Below are 18301 nucleotides of genomic sequence, written 5' to 3'. Positions count from 1 at the left end.
CGAGAGCAGCGTGCATGCGCAGGGCGGCGGCGTGGTGGGGGACGGCAGCCGCAGGCCGGCCTGGGCGCGCGCAGTCGAGATGTTTCCACCATCGGACCGGATTCTTTCCACCGTCCTCACGCGGCAGGCCGAACGCTTTGGCGATCGCGTCCTGCTCGTCGCGGGCGAGACGCGCTGGACCTTTGCGCAGACCGCGGCGATCGCGGCTGCATCGGCGCAGGCGCTCGTCGATGCCGGTATCAAGCCGGGCGATCGCGTCGCGTTGATGTGCTCGAACCGTCCGGAGTTCTTGCAGGTCTATCTCGGCTGTGCCTGGCTCGGCGCCATCGCGGTCCCGATCAACACCGCGCTGCGCGGCTTCCAGCTCTCCCACATCTTCCGCAACTCGCGTCCCGCGCTTCTTGCCGTTGAGGCGCAGTTCGCCGGTGCGATCGAGAGTGTGGAGGCCGGTGTCGAGCTGCCGCCCCGAACCTGGATCATCGGAGCTGCCGGGGAGGCGTTCGATGCCAGGCTTTCGGCGGTGTCCCTGCCGCCTCTCGGAGCTTCCGCTCCGGCATGTGACGTGCGTCCCGGCGACACCGTTGCAATCCTTTACACGTCAGGCACCACGGGGCCGGCGAAGGGGGTGTGCTGCCCGCAGGCGCAGCTGTTCTGGTGGGGCATCTACTCGGCGCGGGCGCTCGGCATCTGCGATGGCGATGTGCTGTTCACGACATTGCCCTTGTTCCACACCAACGCGCTGAACGCGTTCTATCAGGCGCTGCTGAACGGCTGCACCTATGTTCTGGAGCCGAAATTCTCCGCCTCCGGCTTCTGGGCCGCGGCGCGACGGCACAATGCAACGGTCGGCTATCTGCTCGGCGCGATGGCATCGATGCTTCTGGCGCAGCCGGCGACGACGGACGACAAGACGCATCGCCTTCGCGTTGCGCTCGGCGGCGGCGTGCCGCCGCAGATCCATGGTCCGTTCCATGAGCGGTTTGGTGTCCCGCTGGTCGACGGCTACGGGTCGACCGAGACCAATTTCGTGTTCGCGGGTACGATCCCGTCCGATCGTCCGGGGACGATGGGCTATCTGGCCGACGGCTTTGAAGCGCGGATCGTCGACGCGAATGATTCAGCGCTTCCCGATGGCGAGGCCGGCGAGCTCGTGTTGCGCGCCAGTGAGCCATTTGCTTTTGCCACCGGCTATTTCGGCATGCCGGAGAAGACGGTCGAGGCCTGGCGCAACCTGTGGTTCCACTCCGGCGATCGGGTGGTTCGGGATGCTGACGGACACTATCGCTTCATCGATCGCATGAAGGATTCGATTCGCAGACGTGGTGAGAACGTGTCTTCATGGGAGGTCGAGCAGACCATCCAGTCCCATCCCGCGGTCGCCGCCTGCGCGATCTACCCATTGCCGTCGGAATTGGGCGAGGACGAGGTTGCGGCTGCGATCCTGCCGGAAGCTGGCCAATCGCTCGAGCCCGTCGACATTGTCAGGCACTGCGAAGGCCAGATCGCCTATTTCGCCATCCCGCGCTATGTGCGCATTCTGAGCCGGATGCCGCTGACGGAAAACGGCAAGATCAAGAAGGGCGTGCTGCGCGATGAGGGCGTCACCGCGGACACATGGGATCGCGAGGCGGCCGGCGTGACGTTGCGGCGCTGAGCGTCGATCGGTTCACGGTTTCTGCAGCGCGTCCCTGACGGCGCTCTTGAGTTCGTCGAGCTCGCCGATCAGTCCGTCGAACCGGTCCGCCGGAAAATTCGCCAGCAGCTCGGCAAGCCAGGCGCCGTGGCTCTTGGCCATTCGCCGGAAGTTCTTGCGGCCTTCGACCGTCATGCAGACGATCTGCACGCGGCGGTCGAGGTTCGACGGCGTGCGGGTGATGTATCCGTCCGCGACCAGGCGGTCCACGATCGGCGTCAGGTTCCCGGCCGAGACCATCAGGCGCTTGGGCAGCTCTCCCAGCACAAGCCCGCTCGGCTCGCGGTCGAGCTGAGCGAGGACATCGAAGCGAGGCATGGTGAAATCGAACTCTTCGCGAAACCGGCGCCGCAGTTCACCCTCGATCAGGGTCGTGCAGGCGAGCAGCCGGAGCCAGACTCGGGTTTGAGCCCTGTACTCGGCTTCCTGATCCGCCCCATTCTTGGCCGAAACAGGCGTGGGCTCCTTCGCGAGTGCCAATCGAATCTCCCGGGCTTGATGGCCTTTCGAAAGCTGGCGCAGCTCTCGCGGACCTGGGGCAAGATAGTTCGTGCCAAAAGTAAATTCAAGGCGGAGCCCGAGGTCCTCGGATTCGGCGCCGGCTTGTCTCCAATTTATTCCGGTTTCAAGATCGATGCTGTGGCTCTGCGCCGCCGTCCAGCGGCATTGCAGAACCGCCTTGACAATGCATGAGCCGACGAAATACTTTATGCTTAAAATAATTTGAGTGAGAGCTCGACATCAGGCGCTACGCGCGAAAGCGAGGGATCATGCGCATAGTCTGTATCGGCGGCGGCCCGGCCGGCCTCTATCTGGGCCTGCTGATGAAGCGTCGGCATCCTGAGCATGTCATCACGGTGGTCGAGCGCAACAAGCCCTACGATACGTTCGGCTGGGGGGTCGTGTTCTCCGACGCCATGATGTCGGCGATGCGTGTTGCCGATCCCGAGAGCGCCGCCGAGATCGAGGACGCCTTCAACCATTGGGACGACATCGAGCTGGTCTTCAAGGGGACACGCCAGCGCACCAGTGGCCATGGCTTCATCGGCATCGGCCGCAAGCACCTGCTCAACATTCTGCAGCGGCGCTGCGAGGCGCTGGGTGTCGAGCTCGTGTTCGAGCGCGAGGTCGAGTCCGACCTCGAATTTCCAGACGCCGATTTGATCGTCGCCTGCGACGGCGTCAATTCCAGGATTCGTGCCCGCTATGCCGAGCAGTTCCAGCCAGACATGGTGATCCGGCCGAATCGTTACATCTGGCTCGGCACCAAGAAAGCGTTCGACGCCTTCACGTTCGACTTTCAGAAGACCGAGCACGGCTGGTTCCAGGCGCACATCTACAAGTTCGATGCGGAGACCTCGACCTTCATCGTCGAGACCACGGAGGAAGCCTACCACGCGCATGGGCTGGGCGATCTGGATCAGCAGGCGTCGATCGACTTCTGCGAAAAGATCTTCGCAGAGACGCTGGATGGCGCGAAGCTATTGACCAACGCCCGCCATCTGCGCGGCTCGGCCTGGCTCAATTTCAGCCGCCTGATCTGCGGCAAATGGAGCGTCTTCAACGGCAAGTCGCATGTCGCGCTGATGGGGGATGCCGCGCACACCGCGCATTTCGCCATCGGCTCGGGCACCAAGCTCGCGCTCGATGACGCCATCGAGCTTGCCAATCAATTCGACCGCCATGGTCACGGCCGCGAGGGCATCCCGACTGTTTTGGAGGCCTATGAAGACGTGCGCCGTGTCGATGTCGCGCGCATCCAGAACGCGGCGCGCAACGCCATGGAATGGTTCGAGGTGGTCGGCCGGCGCTACGCCGACACGCTCGAGCCGCCGCAATTCTTCTATTCGATGCTGACGCGCTCGCAGCGCATCAGCCACGAGAATCTTCGCCTGCGCGACCGCACCTGGCTGGAAGGTTTTGAGCGCTGGTTCGCCGCGCGCGCAGGGATCTCCGTGAGGGACGGCGAGCGGGTGCCGCCGCCGATGCTGACGCCGCACCGCGTGCGCGGACTTTCGCTGGCGAACCGCATCATGGTTTCGCCGATGGCGATGTATTCGGCGCAGGACGGGCTCATCAATGACTTCCACATCGCCCATCTTGGCGCGCGCGCCATGGGCGGCGCCGGGCTGGTCTTCGCCGAGATGACCTGCGTCTCGCCCGACGCGCGGATCACGCCGGGCTGCCTCGGACTCTGGAACGATGCGCAAGCTGAACAATGGCGGCGGCTGGTCGAGCTCGTCCATAGTGTCGGACATGCCAAGGTCGGAATTCAGCTCGGCCATGCCGGGCGCAAGGGCGCGACCCGTGTGCCTTGGGAGGGGATCGATCAGCCGCTTGAATCAGGCGAATGGCCGCTGATCTCCGCGTCGGCCCTGCCGTACCTGCCCCACAGCCAGTTGGCGCGGGAAATGAACCGCCGCGATATGGACCGTGTCCGCGACGATTTCATCGCGGCAACCCGCCGTGCGGCGGCGGCCGGTGTCGAGTGGCTCGAACTGCATTGCGCCCACGGCTATCTGCTGTCGAGCTTCCTCTCGCCGCTGACCAACCGGCGCACGGACGAGTACGGCGGCAGCCACGAGAACCGCGCGCGCTATCCGCTGGAGGTGTTCGAGGCGATGCGCGCGGTGTGGCCGTCCGACCGGCCGATGTCGGTGCGCCTGTCCTGTCATGACTGGACCGACGGCGGCAACACCCCGACTGACGCGGCGATCTTCGCCGCGATGTTCAAGCAGGCGGGGGCGGACGTGATCGATTGCTCCTCGGGGCAGGTCTGGAAGGAGGAGCGGCCGATCTATGGCCGCCTGTTCCAGACGCCCTTTGCCGACCTGATCCGCAACGAGGTCGGCATCGAAACGATTGCCGTTGGCGCGATCTCCGAGGCCGATCACGCCAACTCGATTCTGGCGGCCGGCCGCGCCGATCTCTGCGCCATTGCGCGGCCGCATTTGGCCGATCCCGCCTGGACCCTGCACGAAGCCGCGCGCATCGGCATCACCGCTGTCAGCTGGCCGAAGCAATATCTGTCCGCCAAGGGACAGTACGAAACCAACCTGGCGCGCGCTGCGCAGCTAGCGCCCAGTGAACGGAGGAGGTGACCAATGAGCTCCGTTGCAAAAGTCATCAGGCGCGACTGGCTGGACTGGCCGTTCTTCGAACCGCGCCACCACGCAATCGGCGCGAAGCTCGACCGCTTCGTGCAGTCGGGCGCGCTCGACACGATCGATCACGACGATGTCGATGCGGCCTGCCGCAGCCTCGTGCGCGCGATGGGCGAGGCGGGCCTGCTCGATTGCGCGGTGGCGGCGCCCGACGGCGATGCGGCCACGATCGATTCCCGCTCGATCTGCCTGTCGCGCGAATCGCTCGCCTATGCCGATGGCCTTGCCGATTTCGCCTTCGCCATGCAGGGGCTCGGCTCCGGCGCCATTGCGCTCGGCGGCTCGGTGGAGCTGCGCAAGCAGGTGCTGCCGAAAGTTCGCTCCGGCGAATGGCTTGCGGCCTTCGCGCTCTCCGAGAAGGAGGCGGGATCGGACGTCGCGGCGATGTCCTGCACCGCGCGGACCGACGGCAACGACTACGTCATCGACGGCGAGAAGACCTGGATCTCCAATGGCGGCATCGCCGACGTCTACACGCTGTTTGCCCGAACCGGCGAGGCGCCGGGCGCGCGCGGCATCTCGGCCTTCGTCGTCTTTCCCGATGATCCCGGCTTCGGCATTGCCGAGCGCATTGACGTCATCGCGCCGCATCCACTGGCGACGCTGCGCTTCACCAATTGCCGGATTCCGGCGAGCCGCCGCCTCGGCGCGCCCGGCGGCGGGTTCAAGCTTGCGATGCAGACGCTGGATATTTTCCGCGCCTCGGTCGCAGCCGCAGCTCTCGGCTTTGCCCGGCGAGCGCTTGACGAAGCGCTGTCGCACGCGCGCGGCCGCAAGATGTTCGGCGCGACCTTGGGAGATCTCCAGCTGACCCAGGCCGCGCTGGGCGACATGGCGACGGACACCGATGCCGCCGCGCTCCTGACCTATCGCGCGGCCTGGCGCCGCGACGTCCAGAAGCTTCCGACCACGCGGGAAGCGGCGATGGCGAAGCTGACCGCGACCGAGACTGCGCAGCGCGTCATCGACCGCGCCGTCCAGATGTTTGGCGGCCGCGGCGTGCGCAAGGGAGAGATCGTCGAGAGCCTCTACCGCGAGATCCGGGCGCTGCGCATCTATGAGGGCGCGACCGAGGTCCAGAAACTGATTGTCGCCCGCGAGCTGTTGAAGCCGCGCTGAGAAGATAGAAAGTTCTCCATGAATACGATGAGAAAGCCGGAAGCCGCCGCGACCGGCCTGCGAGTGCTCCAGCCCAGCGGCTGGCCGCAGCCGAAGGGCTATGCCAACGGCATCACGGCCGAGGGACGTCTGGTCGTGACCGGTGGCGTCGTCGGCTGGGACGTTGCGGGCCGGTTTGCCGACGGGTTCGTCGCACAAGTCCGCCAGACGCTCGAAAACATCGTCGCAATCCTGGCCGAGGGCGGCGCGCGGCCGGACCATCTCGTGCGCCTGACCTGGTATGTCGTGGATATGGACGAGTACGTCGCGAACCTGAAGGCGCTCGGCAAAGCCTATCGCGAGGTCGTCGGCACCCATTACCCCAGCATGGCGCTGGTGCAGGTCGTGCGTCTGGTCGAGCCATCGGCGCGTGTCGAGATCGAAGCGACAGCCGTCGTCCCGCGCTGATCAGCGCGTCGACTGCCACGCCAACAACCGGCGCTCGGCCAGGGACATCGCGACCGACGTGAGATAGCCCGTGGCTCCGAGCAGGATCACGCCGGCAAACAGATCGGCCGAGCGGAAGGCGCGCGCCGACAGCAGCACCCAATGGCCAAGGCCGTCGAGCCCGGCCAGCACCTCGCAGACGACGGACAGGATCAGCGCGACCGTCAGGCTGAGCCGCATGCCGGCGAGGATATCGGGCAGAGCCGACGGCAACGCGATCTTGAAGACCACGGCGGTGCGCGACATCTGCAATGCGCGCGCGACCTCGTAGAGGCGCGGCTCGACCGCGGCAAAACCGTGAATGGTCGCAAGCATGATCGGCCAGATCGCCCCGAAGGCGATCACGAACAGGGCCATGCCTTCCGTCAAGCCGAGCATTGCGATCGCGACGGGAATGATTGCGGATACCGGCAGCGGACGCAGGAATTCCAGCGATGGCGCGATATAGATGCGCATCAGGCGAGACGATCCGATCAGGGCGCCGAGCGCGATGCCCGCGATCGAAGCGGCGAGCCAGCCATAGGCCATGTGCTCCAGCGTGCCGACGAGCTTGCTGGTGAGATCGCCGCTCGCAAAGCCACGCATCAGGGCGGCCCAGGCGCGGTCGGGGCCGGGCAGAAACACAGGCGAGACCAGCTTGAGATTGGCAATGAGCTGCCAGAGCCCGACAAAGCCGGCGGCGACCGCAAAGCTTGCGATGCGCCAGATCATCGCGGTGGCGCTCATGAGCCGGCTCCGGCGGTGGCGGCGCGGCCGAACAGGCGGTGCTGGACGACGATCAAGACGAGGTTGAGCCCATAGCCGATGGCGCCGATCCAGACCAGATAAGCGAGCATCAAATCCGGCCGCAGCGCCTGCTGGGCCAGCATGATGCCGGCGCCGAGCCCGAGCGGATTGATCGCGATCTCGACCGTCACCGCGACGATCAACGCGATGCCGGCGGATAGCCGGAATGCGACAAAGATGCGCGGCAGCGCGGCTGGAATGATGATCTTGATGATCCGCTGCACCGGTGTCAGCCGCAGCGCCCGCGACACCTCCATCAACCGCGGCTCGATGCCGCGAACGGCGGTGCGGCTCAGGATCAGCATCGGCCAGACGCAGGCAAAGGCGACGATCACGATCTCCATGCGATAGCCGAAGCCGAGCGCGATCAGCGCGATCGGCAGCAGCGCGATCGACGGAATCGGCCGGATCGCCTCGATGGTCACTTCCATCAACCGATCGAGCACGCGCGAGATGCCGAAGGCGATCCCGAGCGCAAGCCCGATCACGCTGCCGATCGCGAGCCCCGCAAACGCCGCGAGCAGCGTGTCACGGGTGGCGATCGGGATCGAGAGGTCGGCCAGTGCTGCGACCAGAGCGGCGAGCACCGCGCTCGGAGGCGCCAGGCTGTCGCTCTGCAAATGGGCGAGGCGGATCCAGAGTTCGAAGACGAGCAGTGCCGCGAGCGGCAGCAGCAGCGGCTTGGTGCGTTCGAGGCTCAATGTTCGGTCGCCTTGATGAAGTCGAAGAGTTGCCGTCGCAGCCGCAGGAATTCCGGATGCTCCCTTGTGGCAAGCTGGTCGCGCGGGCGCGACAGGTTCACATCCAGCTCGATTCCGATCCGGCCGGGATGCGGCAACAGACCGATGACACGGTCGCCGAGATAGATCGCCTCGTCGAGATCGTGGGTCACGAAGATGACGGTGGTGTTGCTCGCCGCCGTCAACGACAGCACCTCGTCCTGCAGACCTTGCCGCGTCATCGCATCCAGCGCGCCGAACGGCTCGTCCATCAGAAGCGTGGTCGGCTCCTGTGCGAGACAGCGTGCGATCTGCAACCGCTGCTGCATGCCGCCGGACATTTCCGCCGGGTATTTGTCGGCATGGGCGGGCAGGCCAACCTTGCGCAGCAACGCCGCGATGCGTCCGGGGCGCTCGCGCGCAGGAATTCCGCAGGCCTCCAGCGCCAGCGAGATGTTGCCGGCTGCGGTTCGCCAGGGCAGCAGCGCCTTGCCATAGTCCTGGAATACGATCGCGACCTCGCGGCGCGGGTCGAGCATCGGCTGGCCGTCGAAGGTGACGGCGCCGCCGGTCGGACGATAGAGGCCCGCCGCGAGCCGCAATGCAGTGGTCTTGCCGCAACCGGAGGCGCCGACAATGCAGAGGAATTCGCCGGGACGCACCGCAAGATCGAGATTCTCGATAATGGTCTTGCCGCCAAGCCGAAGCGTCGCCCCGTTGAAGCTGATCAACGGCTTTTGCCGCCGCGCCGCCTTTGCGTCTTCAAGTCTTGCAAGAAGGGTCATCGGTTGCTCTCGCTGGCGGGCGGATAGACGAAATTGATGGTCGAGTGCAGGTGCGCTTCCAGCATCTTTTGTGCACCTTCGACGTCTCGCGCCAGCACGCGGTCGGCGAGCATTTGATGGCTGCGGATAAACTCTGCACCGCTGTCAATTCCGCGCATCATCACGCGGCGGTAGCGATAGGCCTGGTCGTAGAGTTCCGAATGCGCGCCGAGCATCCGCCCCGAACCGCAGGCTGCGAGCAGGGCGGTGTGAAAGCCTTTGTGCAGCCGATCGAAATCGGCGGCGCCCTCGCGGAATTCGTTGCCGGTGCGCTCGATGTGGCGGCGCATCTGATGCAGCGCGCTGACGATGCCGGCCTCCCAGGCATCATTCCCATGGATGATGGCCAGCCGGATCGCCTCTTTCTCGACGGCGGTGCGCATGCAGGTGATGTCGGCCAGGTCCTCGCGGCTGACCTCGGCGACGCGAAAACCGCGCTGGCCGATGCCTACGATCAATCCGCGTGACATCAGGCGCGACAATCCCTCGCGCAGCGGCGTGGCGCCGATCTCATAGCGTTGCACGAGATCGACGATGCCAAGCCGCGAACCCGGCGCCAGGCGTCCGGCCAGAATGTCCTGCTCGAGGAGGCTGGCCGCGCGCTCGCTCAGGGTGCCGGCCTCGCCGTTCGGACGTTCGACGGTGCGTTCGGAAGCCGGCATCGCAGGGGTCCTCAGTTCAGCACCAGTTTGCTTGTATCGAGCTTTGATTGCAGCATCTTCTGCGACGACATCACCTCGATCCACCAGGCGAGGTTCTCCGGCTTCAGGCGTGGCTCGGACTGGTTCGGAGGCGTTGCCTTGACGAGATCGAGCGGCTGTTTGGTGAACTTTGCGATCGAAGCGGAGGCCTTCTCGCGGTCGCTGTTGACGATCACTGCCGCTTCCGCGATCGCGTCGCGGAATTTCGTCACGATCGCCGCGTTCTTCTCCGCCCATTCCCGCGATGCCGCGTAGAAGATGATCGGGTCGGTGCGGGCGAGTTCGACGGCGTAGCGTGCGCCGACCGAGCCGAGGCCCGCATTGGTCATGCGGGTGACAAACGGCTCGGCGGTGAGGACGGCATCGACACCGCCGGACTTGATGATGTCGGCCATGGTCGGGAAGGTCACCTCGACGAATTTGACGCTCTTGGGATCGACGCCTTTCTCCACCAGCCACTTCACGAACAGCACATGCAGGAAGGCGTTCAGTCCCGGCGCGCCGACTTTCTTGCCGACGAAATCCTTGGGCTCATTGATGGTGATGCCGTTGCGGACGAAAGCCGTGATGGCATTGTTCGACGTCGGGTTCATCACCGACGCGCCGGCGATGCCGACCAGATCGAGGCCGCCGTCAACTGCCTGGAGGAAGACGGTCGAGGTCGGCCCGCCAATCTGGATCGAGTTCGACATGATCGCGGCAGGGATGTTCGAATTGATCGCGATCGGCGTCATCTCGACGTCGAGCCCGTGCTTCCTAAAGATGCCCTCGTCGACGGCGACCATGGCGGACGCACAGTCGGAGGTGGCCGTGCAACCGATCTGGATTTTCGCCTGTGCCGCCGCCGCGTGAGCCAATGCGCAAGCCATCTGAAGCGAAATACCCAGCGTGATCGCCAATCTTGCCAACTGCCTCTTCAAGGCCATCCTCCCAGCTTGCATTTTTTTAGCTTGATTATCGATATTTTATTCGATCATATATTTCCAACCAAAGCAAGAGGTGTCCAAGGTGAAACTCGCTACATTTAGGTCGGCCGGTCAGGACCGGATCGGCATCGTGCATTCCAATGACGATCGGATCTTCGACATCGCTGCGGCCGCTGCACGCGATGGACAGGATCTTCAGGCCTTTGCCTCGATGCTGGCGCTGATCGACGCGGGGCCAGGCGCGCTGGAGCAGGCGGCGGGGCTGTTCGAAAAATACGGCGCGGATCCGGCGCTGTCGTCGGCGACATCTGCGGTGGACCTCCTCGCGCCGGTGCCGGAGCCTCGGCAGATGCGTGACGGCATGTCGTTCCCGCTGCACATCCTCCAGGCGCCGCGCGGGCAGCGTAAGCTCGCGGCGCGCGCGAAAGGCGACATGGCGGAGCTGGCGCGGATCGACGCCGAGCCGCTCGGCGAACTTCCAGAGGTCTATCGCAAGCAGCCGATCTTCTACATTACCAACCGTTTCAGTGTCCGCGGCACCAACACGACAGTCAAATGGCCGCGCTACAGCAAGGTGATGGATTACGAACTCGAATTCGGCATCATCACCAAGAACAGGGGCGCGAATATCCCAGCGGCGAAGGCTGGGGATCACATCTTCGGCTACACCATCTTCAATGATTTCTCGGCGCGCGATGCGCAGCGTATCGAGATGGAGGGACGGCTCGGCCCCGCCAAGGGCAAGAGCTTTGACGGTGGCAATGTGATGGGGCCGTGGATCGTGACGCCGGATGAGATCGGTGATCCCTACAGGTTGAAGATGGAAGCCCGTGTCAACGGCGAGACCCGCTCGACCGGCGTCTCGGACGGGATGCTGTTCTCGTTCGAGGAGATCATCGCTCATGTCACGCAGGACGAGACGCTGATGCCGGGTGAATTCATCGGCTCGGGCACAGTGGGCAATGGCTGCGGCCTCGAGCTCGGCTGGTATCTCGAGCATGGCGACACCGTCGAGCTCGAAGTCGAGAAAATCGGCGTGTTGAAGAACAGGGTCGAGCGGCAAGACGCTTGAGCTCAAACACGTTTGAGCTTCAAGCAAACAAAAACAGGCAACGAGGAAACACCATGGCGCGCAAACTGATCGATATCTCGGTCCCGCTGCAAAACGACGTGCCGGCCGATCCGCCGGGCAACCATCCGACCATTCAATACATCGATCATCAACAGGGCCTGCCGCGCATGCTCCAGTTCTTCGATGGGCTGAAGGCGGAGGACCTGCCTGACGGCCAGGGCTGGGCGGTGGAGATGGTCAATCTGTCCACCCATAACGGCACCCATCTCGATGCGCCCTGGCACTTCCATCCCACGATGAACCGCGGCGAGCGCGCCTGGACGATCGACGAGGTGCCGCTGGAATGGTGCTTCCAGCCCGGCGTGAAGCTCGACTTCCGCCATTTGCCGGACGGATATGTGGCGACCGCCGGAGATGTCGAGGCGGAGCTGAAGCGGATCGGGCATAAGCTGTCGCCGCTCGAGATCGTCGTCGTCAACACCAGCGCCGGCGCCAAATACGGCCGGCAGGATTACGTCACCTCGGGCTGCGGCATGGGCTATGAGGCGACCATGTATCTCTTGGAACGCGGCGTGCGGCTGACCGGGATCGACGGCTGGAGCTGGGATGCGCCCTTCGTCTACACTGCGAAGAAATATGCCGAGACCAGGGATGCGAGCTTGATCTGGGAGGGTCACAAGGCCGGACGCCACATCGGTTATTGCCACATCGAGAAGCTGCACAATCTCGAGCTTCTGCCCTCGACCGGCTTCATGGTGTCGTGCTTTCCGGTCAAGATCGAGCGGGCATCCGCAGGCTGGACGCGGGCGGTTGCCATCGTTGACGGTTGAAGACGGGTGCCGACCTACAGGCGTACGACTTCACCGGTACGAACGCTCTCGTCGGCGGCAAAGACGATGCGGAGCGAGTTGATCGCGTCCTCGTGATGCTCGGACAGGTCGATCTCGCCACGAATCGCCCTCAGAAACATCCGCTGCTCGCGTTCGCAGAGCTCCTGATGGCCGGGTTCATCTGCGGTCGAGACCAACTCGTCCGGCTTGGCAAAGCGGCCTTCGCTGTCGCGCGCGGCGTGATGGATGCGAAGCGCATTGGTGCGTGTATGCGTGTCGTGATCTGCTGAACGTGCGCCCGCATCGCTCGTCTCTTTCGCGACGATCGACACGCTGCCGTTGGGGCCGATCATATCTTTGACGAAATGAGCGGTCTCGCTCATCATCGGACCCCAGCCGACCTCGTACCAGCCGACCGAGCCGTCGTCGAACGTGATGTGGAGATGGCCGTAATTGTACATGCTAGGTGCGATCTCGCCCGTCAGCCGCGCCCCGAGGGCGTGGACCGCGACGGGACGGGCTCGCGTCACCTGGCACATGATGTCGACGTAATGAACGCCGCAATCGACGATCGGCGAGGTCGACCGCATCAGCCTCTTGTGCACCTCCCAGAAGGAGCCTGCAGACTGCTGGTTGAGATTCATGCGCATCACGAGCGGCTTTCCGAGCGTTCGCCCGATCTCGACGAACCGCGACCATGCGGGATGGACGCGCAGGATATAGCCGATCAACAGCGCTTTTCCGGCCGCGCGTGCCGCGCTTACGACTTGCCGCGCGGCATCCAGCGTGTCGGCCAGCGGCTTTTCGCAGAAAACATGGGCGCCGGCAGCGAAAGCCTGCAACGCCATGGCGGCGTGATGCTCGGTGTAGGTGCAGATCGAAACGGCGTCGGGACGCAAACGCGTGAGCGCCTCGTCGTACCTTTCGAAGCGCGGAAGCGCGGGAAACTCGGCCTCGAGATCGTCGCGATCGGCCGCGCGAGAGGTGCAAAGACCGACGAGTTCGAAACCCTCGATTGATCCATAGGCACGGGCATGGCTGATTCCCATGGTGCCGAGGCCAACCACGAGAACGCGAATAGTCCGTTGAGGCGACATGGAAAGGGAGGACATGGCTCGCTCGCGTCCTTCAGTCAGGTGTTGTCTGCCACCGCATCATGCTCGGAGCCGCGGGAGGAGTGGCCTTCGATCCAGGTTTCCAGCACCCGCAGCTCGTCGTCGAGATGAACGAGGCTCGCGAGATAGCCCGGTGCGATCCGGCCGAGGTCAGTCTCGCGCCGCAGAAACGTCGCCGGAACGCGCGATGCCATGGCGAGGGCATCGGCGAGCGGAAGCCTGACGACGTTGACGGCATACCGCACCGCCTCGTCCATGGTCAGAACCGAGCCGGCGAGCGTCCCGTCGTCGAGCCGCAGGCAGCCGTCGACGGACGTCACGCGGCGGCCCTGAAGATCGAAATGATCGGGGCCGCCGGCCGCCGGCGGCATCGCGTCGGTAATCAGCATGAAACGGTCGCGCCGCTTGGCGGCCAGCGCGACGCGCAAATTCGCCTCGTGGACGTGATGGCCATCGGCGATGAGGCCGACGAACACATCGTCCAGATCGAGGGCGGCACCGACCATGCCCGGCTCGCGCCCCGTCGGCGGGCTCATCGCGTTGAACAAATGGGTGAACGCGCGCGCGCCTGCCGCCACGGCCCTTCGCGCCTCCTCGTAGCTCGCGTCGGAATGGCCCAGCGAGACGAGCACGCCCTGCCGCGCGAGCTCGGCGATACTCTCGGTTCCGACCCTGTTGGGCGCGAGCGTCAGCATGACTGCGCCGCAATCGGCTTTTGCAATCGCCGCGACGTCGTCGCGCCCGAGGTCGCGGATGTAGTTGAGCTCATGCGCACCCTTGCGGCGCGGATCCAGGAATGGCCCTTCGAGGTGAATGCCGAGCGTGGCAGGGGTCAGGCGCCGCGCCTCGCGCGTCGCAGCGATTGCGGCGTCCATCACCTGCGGCGCGTCCGTTACCAGCGTCGGCAACAGCCCGACGGTGCCATGATTGCGATGCGCAGCTGCGATGCGGGCGATGCCTTCGGGCGTCGGCTCCTCGTTGAACAGGACGCCGCCGCCGCCATTGACTTGAACGTCGACATAGCCGGGCGCAAGCAGCCCGCCGCCGAGATCCTGCACTGCGCCGTCGGGTCGCTCCGCGTGGGGAACGATGGCGGCAATGCGCGCGCCATCGATGACGACCGCGTGGTCATCGAGAAAGCGTTCGCCATCGAAGATGCGCGCGCCGGACAGAACGATCATCAGACGGTCTCCGTTACCTTGCGCAGATTGCGCGGGCGGTCGGGATCGCGCCCGAGCCGGAGCGCAAGCGCTTCGGCAAGCCGGTAGAAACGGTGGATCATGACGATGGGTTCCAACAGGGGCGCCTCGACCCGTGCCGTCGCGAGACGGTTCGGCTCATCATCCCCGCCGGCCTCGATTGCGATCACCGTCGCGCCGGCATCGGCCAGGGCCGTGAGCGCCGGCAGCATGCCTTCGCGCGCCGGATCGGACGGCAGGAAGGCGATGACGGGGAAGCCCGAAGTCACAAGCTCGGCCGGACCGTGCAGCACCTCGGCCGCCGAGTAGGCCTCGGCGTGAATCGCGCACGTCTCCTTGAGCTTGAGTGCCGCTTCCGCGGCGATCGCAAGTGTCGCGCCGCGACCGAGCACGAAAGCGCTGCGGGCATCCGCGAGTCTCTCCAGCATCGGCGCGGGCGGCGGCGTTGTTTGGCTGCGGAGAACGTCCGGCAGGCCGGCGAGCGCGTCGGCGAGCTGCCGATCCTCGCGCCAGGCCGCGACGAGGCTTGCTCCCGCGACGAGACCGGCCACCATCGATTTGGTCGCGGCGACGGAGCGCTCCGTGCCGGCGCAGAGCGGCAGCAGGAATTCGGCCTCTTGCGCCAGTGGCGAAGCCACGTCGTTGACCAATGCGAGGGCCAGCGCACCGCCGCTGCGCGCGGCGCGCTGCATTTCCACGATATCGGGGCTGCGCCCCGACTGCGAGATCGCGACGGAAACGCTGCCCTTGAGCCGCATCGGCGTCCGATAAAGCGTCGCAATCGAGGGGCCGATGGAGGCACACGGCACCCCGGACAGAATCTCGAGGAGGTATTTCAAATAGAGCGCGCAGCAATCCGACGAGCCACGGCCGATGGTTACGACGAGCGGCGGATCGAGGGCACGCAGGCGCGCCCCGACGTCAGCAAGCCGTTCCGCATTCTCGCCAAGCTGGCGCGCAGCCGCTTCACCTGCCTCGCCGATCTCCTGAAGCATCTGTGTCGTCATCGCTGCGCCTTTCGGGGCGGGGGCGACAGCGTGAGTTCGGAGACGAAATCATAGGCGTCGGCACGGTACCAGGATTTCGTGAACTCGACGCAGGCTCCGTCGGCGAGGTAGGCAATGCGCTGGATGTAGAGCGCGGGGCTGTCGGGCGCGACGCCAAGCAGTTTGGCATCGGCAGGATCGAGCAGGGTCGCACGCAAGCGCTGCAGGCCACGGGTCGGCTTGAATCCCCCGGCGGAGAGCGCCTCGTAGAGCGAGTCGCCGACCTTATCCTGTTCAGGAAGAAAGCGTATCGGCACAGCGGCGCGTTCGATCGCCATGGGCGAACCGTCGGCCAGGCGCAGGCGCCCGAGCCGGAACACGCGATCGTTCGGTCGTACGCCAAGCATCATCGCCTCTTCCGGCGTCGGCAGGAATACGCCGCGTTCGAGTTCGCGCGAGCTCGCCACCAATCCGCGCAGCCGCATGTCTTCGGTGAAGCTGGTCAGGCGCGAGGAGGGCTGTTCGACCCGCGGCGTTGCGCGATGGATGAAGGTGCCGGCGCCGTGGCGGTGAAACAGCACGCCTTCGGCGATCAGATCGGCGATCGCCTTACGCAACGTGGTGCGCGATACTTCGAGCAGCTCGCACAATACGCGCTCGGCCGGAAGCAGCTGCGTCTCCGCAAAACGCCCGGTCTCGATCTCGCGCCGAAGCGCATCGACCACGGCACGATAGAGCTTCTGGCCCGGCGCAGTCTCGACCGTCAGGGTCATGCCGGGTCCTCCGCGAGCGTTCCGCCGGCGAGAAGGATGGCGCCGTCGACGGCGTCGCGCCGCGGCTGGGCGAGGCGCTTGGCCACATCGGGCGGCAGGAACGGGCGCAACGGCTCGCCGAAACCGCCCGCGAGCGCAATGCGCTCGGCGCCGAGCGCGTTCAGCGCGTTCGCGAGCGCCGCGATCGCGGAGGCTGCTTCCCCGACGATTTCGAGGGCGCGCATGTCTCCGGACCTGGCGACGTCAAGGATCTGGGGCGCGAAGGCGCCGTAGTCGCGCGGTCTGGCTTCCGCCGCCCAGCGGCTCATCCGCAACGGATCGTCACCAAAATGTCGACCGAGCGCCTGGGCGAGGCCGCTCATCGGCTCAAGGCCGTCGATCGCGCGCAGCGTCGCGCGAAGCGCGGATTCGCCGAGGCGCGCGGCGGATCCGTCGTCGCCGAGCCAGAAGCCGCGTCCGCCGATGATCGTCGTTTGCGCTCCGACACGCGCGATGCCCGCCGAGCCCGTGCCCGCGATGATCAGGCCACCGTCGCCGACGCCGTTGGCTCCGACGCAGGCAGCGACCGCATCATTGACGGCGACGATGCGCGCGAAGCCGGGCAGGGCGGCGGAGACACGCTTCGCTTCATTGTCGTCCGAAAGCCCGGCAAGGCTGAGACCGACCGCGATCTCCTGCCGCGGCGTGCCGGCACTGATCGCGGTTTCGATGGTGTCGCGCACGACCCGCATCGCTTCGTCGAAGTCCAGATAAATGTTCGCGGCCGGCCCGATGGCGCGCCCGAGCTCGCGGCCAGAGAAGTCCCGCAGTCTCGCGCGGCAACGGGTGGCGCCGCCGTCTACGCCGAGAAAGAACCGGGCTGTCTCCAAGGGGCCTCCTAAAAAAATTCTTAACGCCTCTAGACAAGTGGTATGTCACGTGTCTAAAACGAATACAAGAGGTATCTACCATTGGTATTCACGATGTCGGTACTGCCGAACTTGGACACGGGCGGAGAGAGGTGCGGCGACACCATCGATGTCGTGACCTCAGATGAGGCGATGTTTGCCGACGCGATGCTGGCCTCCTACCGCCGCGCGATTGCTTCGGTCGCTTCTGTCTCTGGTGACATCCGTAAGGCGGCCCTTCGGCTCGCCGCCGTTTGGCGAGCGGGTGGACGCCTGGTCTACGTCGGCGCGGGGTCGTCGGGCCTTGCGGCGGCCGAAGATGCGGCCGAGCTTCCCGGGACGTTCGGTCTTGACCAGAGCCGCATCGCGATTGTCCTGCCCGGCGGGACCACCGAGCCGTTTCGCATCGACGGCGCGGCCGAGGACGATGCTGCAGCCGGTGAGCGTTCGATAGCAGAGCTTGGCGATCTCTCCCGCGACGCCGTGATCGCCGTATCGGCGAGCGGCTCGACGCCGTTCACTGTGGCCGCGGCCGCAGAGGCGCGTCGCCGCGGCGCCTTCGTGATTGGCGTCGCGCACCGTCCGGTCTCGCCATTGCTTGTTATCGCCGATGCCTCGATCCTGCTCGAAAGCGGGGAGGAGGCGCTGCGCGGGTCGACACGGCTCGCGGCCGGAGCCGCGCAGAAGGCCGCGCTCGGCATGCTCTCATCCTTGATGGGACTTGAGCTCGGTCACATTCATCAAGGGCTGATGGTCAATCTGAAGGCGGATAACGCGAAGTTGCGCGAGCGGGCGCGCGGGATCGTCGCCGCGATCGCTGATGTCAGCGATGCCAAGGCGGCAGCGGCGTTGCGTGAGGCCGGCGGCGACGTCAAGCCGGCGGTGTTGATTGCCTGCGGCATCCCCAACATGAGCGAAGCCGAAGGCTGGCTCGCCGTTGCGGGAGGCCGCATCGACGACGCCTTGCGCCGCGCAAGGATCCACGGAAGCAAGGGCGAAGGCCCGAACAAGGGAGCGTAGC

Annotated in this window: 18 protein-coding genes; 7 read left to right on the top strand and 11 right to left on the bottom strand. The window is 65.4% G+C overall.

Translation table 11 applies throughout. The features are described 5' to 3' along the window. The first annotated feature begins 31 nt into the window (after nt 1-31). Complete coding sequence (locus tag ACNJX9_RS25895; RefSeq protein ID WP_439410130.1) at nt 32-1654, top strand: ATP-dependent acyl-CoA ligase; 1623 nt, start codon at nt 32-34, stop codon at nt 1652-1654. Nucleotides 1655-1666: 12 nt separating this feature from the next. Here the strand turns inward: ACNJX9_RS25895 and ACNJX9_RS25890 are convergent, their stop codons facing one another. Continuing rightward, entirely contained in the window at nt 1667-2173 is a 507-nt protein-coding gene (locus tag ACNJX9_RS25890) for a MarR family winged helix-turn-helix transcriptional regulator (RefSeq protein WP_057758656.1), read from the bottom strand. Between the two features lie 290 nt (nt 2174-2463). Between ACNJX9_RS25890 and ACNJX9_RS25885 the strand changes: the two genes are divergently transcribed. The 3 genes from ACNJX9_RS25885 to ACNJX9_RS25875 are packed head-to-tail and all read left to right on the top strand — an operon-like array spanning nt 2464 to nt 6423. Further along, nucleotides 2464-4794 carry a bifunctional salicylyl-CoA 5-hydroxylase/oxidoreductase gene (locus tag ACNJX9_RS25885; RefSeq protein WP_439404864.1) on the top strand — a complete coding sequence of 777 codons (2331 nt, stop codon included), beginning with the start codon at nt 2464-2466 and terminating at the stop codon, nt 4792-4794. Between the two features lie 3 nt (nt 4795-4797). Beyond that, the gene (locus ACNJX9_RS25880; RefSeq protein WP_439404863.1) at nt 4798-5976 is read left to right on the top strand and encodes an acyl-CoA dehydrogenase family protein; all 1179 of its coding nucleotides are present in this window, start codon (nt 4798-4800) and stop codon (nt 5974-5976) included. A gap of 18 nt (nt 5977-5994) precedes the next feature. Next, nucleotides 5995-6423, top strand: coding sequence for a RidA family protein (locus ACNJX9_RS25875; protein ID WP_439404861.1), 429 nt, complete (start codon nt 5995-5997; stop codon nt 6421-6423). On the opposite strand, the gene ACNJX9_RS25870 is transcribed toward ACNJX9_RS25875, so the two are convergent. The 5 genes from ACNJX9_RS25870 to ACNJX9_RS25850 are packed head-to-tail and all read right to left on the bottom strand — an operon-like array spanning nt 6424 to nt 10361. Beyond that, nucleotides 6424-7188, bottom strand: a complete 765-nt coding sequence (locus tag ACNJX9_RS25870; protein ID WP_439404860.1) for an ABC transporter permease — start codon at nt 7186-7188, stop codon at nt 6424-6426. Beyond that, nucleotides 7185-7949, bottom strand: coding sequence for an ABC transporter permease (locus ACNJX9_RS25865; protein WP_057758648.1), 765 nt, complete (start codon nt 7947-7949; stop codon nt 7185-7187). The genes ACNJX9_RS25870 and ACNJX9_RS25865 overlap by 4 nt, the downstream gene beginning before the upstream one ends. Continuing rightward, nucleotides 7946-8752, bottom strand: coding sequence for an ABC transporter ATP-binding protein (locus ACNJX9_RS25860; protein ID WP_439404859.1), 807 nt, complete (start codon nt 8750-8752; stop codon nt 7946-7948). Before ACNJX9_RS25860 ends, ACNJX9_RS25865 begins: the two co-directional genes overlap by 4 nt. Next, nucleotides 8749-9453: a GntR family transcriptional regulator gene (locus ACNJX9_RS25855; protein ID WP_057758646.1), complete on the bottom strand. Its 705-nt coding sequence runs from the start codon at nt 9451-9453 to the stop codon at nt 8749-8751. The genes ACNJX9_RS25860 and ACNJX9_RS25855 overlap by 4 nt, the downstream gene beginning before the upstream one ends. Before the next feature lie 11 nt (nt 9454-9464). After that, nucleotides 9465-10361 (bottom strand): ABC transporter substrate-binding protein, encoded by an 897-nt coding sequence (locus ACNJX9_RS25850; RefSeq protein WP_439410129.1) that lies wholly within the window; start codon nt 10359-10361, stop codon nt 9465-9467. A gap of 139 nt (nt 10362-10500) precedes the next feature. On the opposite strand from ACNJX9_RS25850, the gene ACNJX9_RS25845 reads away from it, so the two are divergent. After that, nucleotides 10501-11490, top strand: coding sequence for a fumarylacetoacetate hydrolase family protein (locus ACNJX9_RS25845; RefSeq protein ID WP_439404857.1), 990 nt, complete (start codon nt 10501-10503; stop codon nt 11488-11490). Between the two features lie 53 nt (nt 11491-11543). Beyond that, nucleotides 11544-12320, top strand: a complete 777-nt coding sequence (locus ACNJX9_RS25840) for a cyclase family protein (RefSeq protein WP_128952545.1) — start codon at nt 11544-11546, stop codon at nt 12318-12320. A 14-nt stretch (nt 12321-12334) separates the two neighbouring features. Here ACNJX9_RS25840 and ACNJX9_RS25835 read toward each other — a convergent pair whose 3' ends face one another. From ACNJX9_RS25835 to ACNJX9_RS25815, 5 genes are read right to left on the bottom strand one after another with little or no spacing between them, the layout of a single operon-like run. Next, nucleotides 12335-13432 (bottom strand): Gfo/Idh/MocA family protein, encoded by a 1098-nt coding sequence (locus ACNJX9_RS25835; protein ID WP_439404855.1) that lies wholly within the window; start codon nt 13430-13432, stop codon nt 12335-12337. Between the two features lie 20 nt (nt 13433-13452). Further along, nucleotides 13453-14616: an N-acetylglucosamine-6-phosphate deacetylase gene (gene nagA, locus ACNJX9_RS25830; RefSeq protein WP_439404854.1), complete on the bottom strand. Its 1164-nt coding sequence runs from the start codon at nt 14614-14616 to the stop codon at nt 13453-13455. Next, nucleotides 14616-15641 carry an SIS domain-containing protein gene (locus ACNJX9_RS25825; RefSeq protein ID WP_439404853.1) on the bottom strand — a complete coding sequence of 342 codons (1026 nt, stop codon included), beginning with the start codon at nt 15639-15641 and terminating at the stop codon, nt 14616-14618. Before ACNJX9_RS25825 ends, nagA begins: the two co-directional genes overlap by 1 nt. Continuing rightward, a complete protein-coding gene (locus ACNJX9_RS25820; RefSeq protein ID WP_439404852.1) occupies nt 15638-16393 on the bottom strand; it encodes a GntR family transcriptional regulator in 756 nt (251 codons plus the stop codon). Before ACNJX9_RS25820 ends, ACNJX9_RS25825 begins: the two co-directional genes overlap by 4 nt. Next, complete coding sequence (locus tag ACNJX9_RS25815; protein WP_057758635.1) at nt 16390-17262, bottom strand: BadF/BadG/BcrA/BcrD ATPase family protein; 873 nt, start codon at nt 17260-17262, stop codon at nt 16390-16392. The genes ACNJX9_RS25820 and ACNJX9_RS25815 overlap by 4 nt, the downstream gene beginning before the upstream one ends. A gap of 93 nt (nt 17263-17355) precedes the next feature. Between ACNJX9_RS25815 and ACNJX9_RS25810 the strand changes: the two genes are divergently transcribed. Then, entirely contained in the window at nt 17356-18300 is a 945-nt protein-coding gene (locus ACNJX9_RS25810) for an N-acetylmuramic acid 6-phosphate etherase (RefSeq protein ID WP_439404851.1), read from the top strand. The last annotated feature ends 1 nt before the right edge of the window (nt 18301 follow it).

The sequence above is a fragment of the Bradyrhizobium sp. BLXBL-03 genome (assembly GCF_051853015.1).
Lineage (GTDB): Bacteria > Pseudomonadota > Alphaproteobacteria > Rhizobiales > Xanthobacteraceae > Bradyrhizobium > Bradyrhizobium manausense.
Note: the sequence above shows the minus strand (reverse complement) of the source record. Positions and strands in the feature narration are given on the sequence as shown.

Coding starts and splice junctions, on each gene's coding strand:
- ACNJX9_RS25885 (WP_439404864.1), top strand. CDS start 2,464: ATGCGCATAGTCTGTATCGGCGGCGGCCCGGCCGGCCTCTATCTGGGC.
- ACNJX9_RS25880 (WP_439404863.1), top strand. CDS start 4,798: ATGAGCTCCGTTGCAAAAGTCATCAGGCGCGACTGGCTGGACTGGCCG.
- ACNJX9_RS25875 (WP_439404861.1), top strand. CDS start 5,995: ATGAATACGATGAGAAAGCCGGAAGCCGCCGCGACCGGCCTGCGAGTG.
- ACNJX9_RS25870 (WP_439404860.1), bottom strand. CDS start 7,188: ATGAGCGCCACCGCGATGATCTGGCGCATCGCAAGCTTTGCGGTCGCC.
- ACNJX9_RS25860 (WP_439404859.1), bottom strand. CDS start 8,752: ATGACCCTTCTTGCAAGACTTGAAGACGCAAAGGCGGCGCGGCGGCAA.
- ACNJX9_RS25855 (WP_057758646.1), bottom strand. CDS start 9,453: ATGCCGGCTTCCGAACGCACCGTCGAACGTCCGAACGGCGAGGCCGGC.
- ACNJX9_RS25850 (WP_439410129.1), bottom strand. CDS start 10,361: ATGGCTTGCGCATTGGCTCACGCGGCGGCGGCACAGGCGAAAATCCAG.
- ACNJX9_RS25840 (WP_128952545.1), top strand. CDS start 11,544: ATGGCGCGCAAACTGATCGATATCTCGGTCCCGCTGCAAAACGACGTG.
- ACNJX9_RS25835 (WP_439404855.1), bottom strand. CDS start 13,432: ATGTCCTCCCTTTCCATGTCGCCTCAACGGACTATTCGCGTTCTCGTG.
- nagA (WP_439404854.1), bottom strand. CDS start 14,616: ATGATCGTTCTGTCCGGCGCGCGCATCTTCGATGGCGAACGCTTTCTC.
- ACNJX9_RS25825 (WP_439404853.1), bottom strand. CDS start 15,641: ATGACGACACAGATGCTTCAGGAGATCGGCGAGGCAGGTGAAGCGGCT.
- ACNJX9_RS25820 (WP_439404852.1), bottom strand. CDS start 16,393: ATGACCCTGACGGTCGAGACTGCGCCGGGCCAGAAGCTCTATCGTGCC.
- ACNJX9_RS25810 (WP_439404851.1), top strand. CDS start 17,356: ATGTCGGTACTGCCGAACTTGGACACGGGCGGAGAGAGGTGCGGCGAC.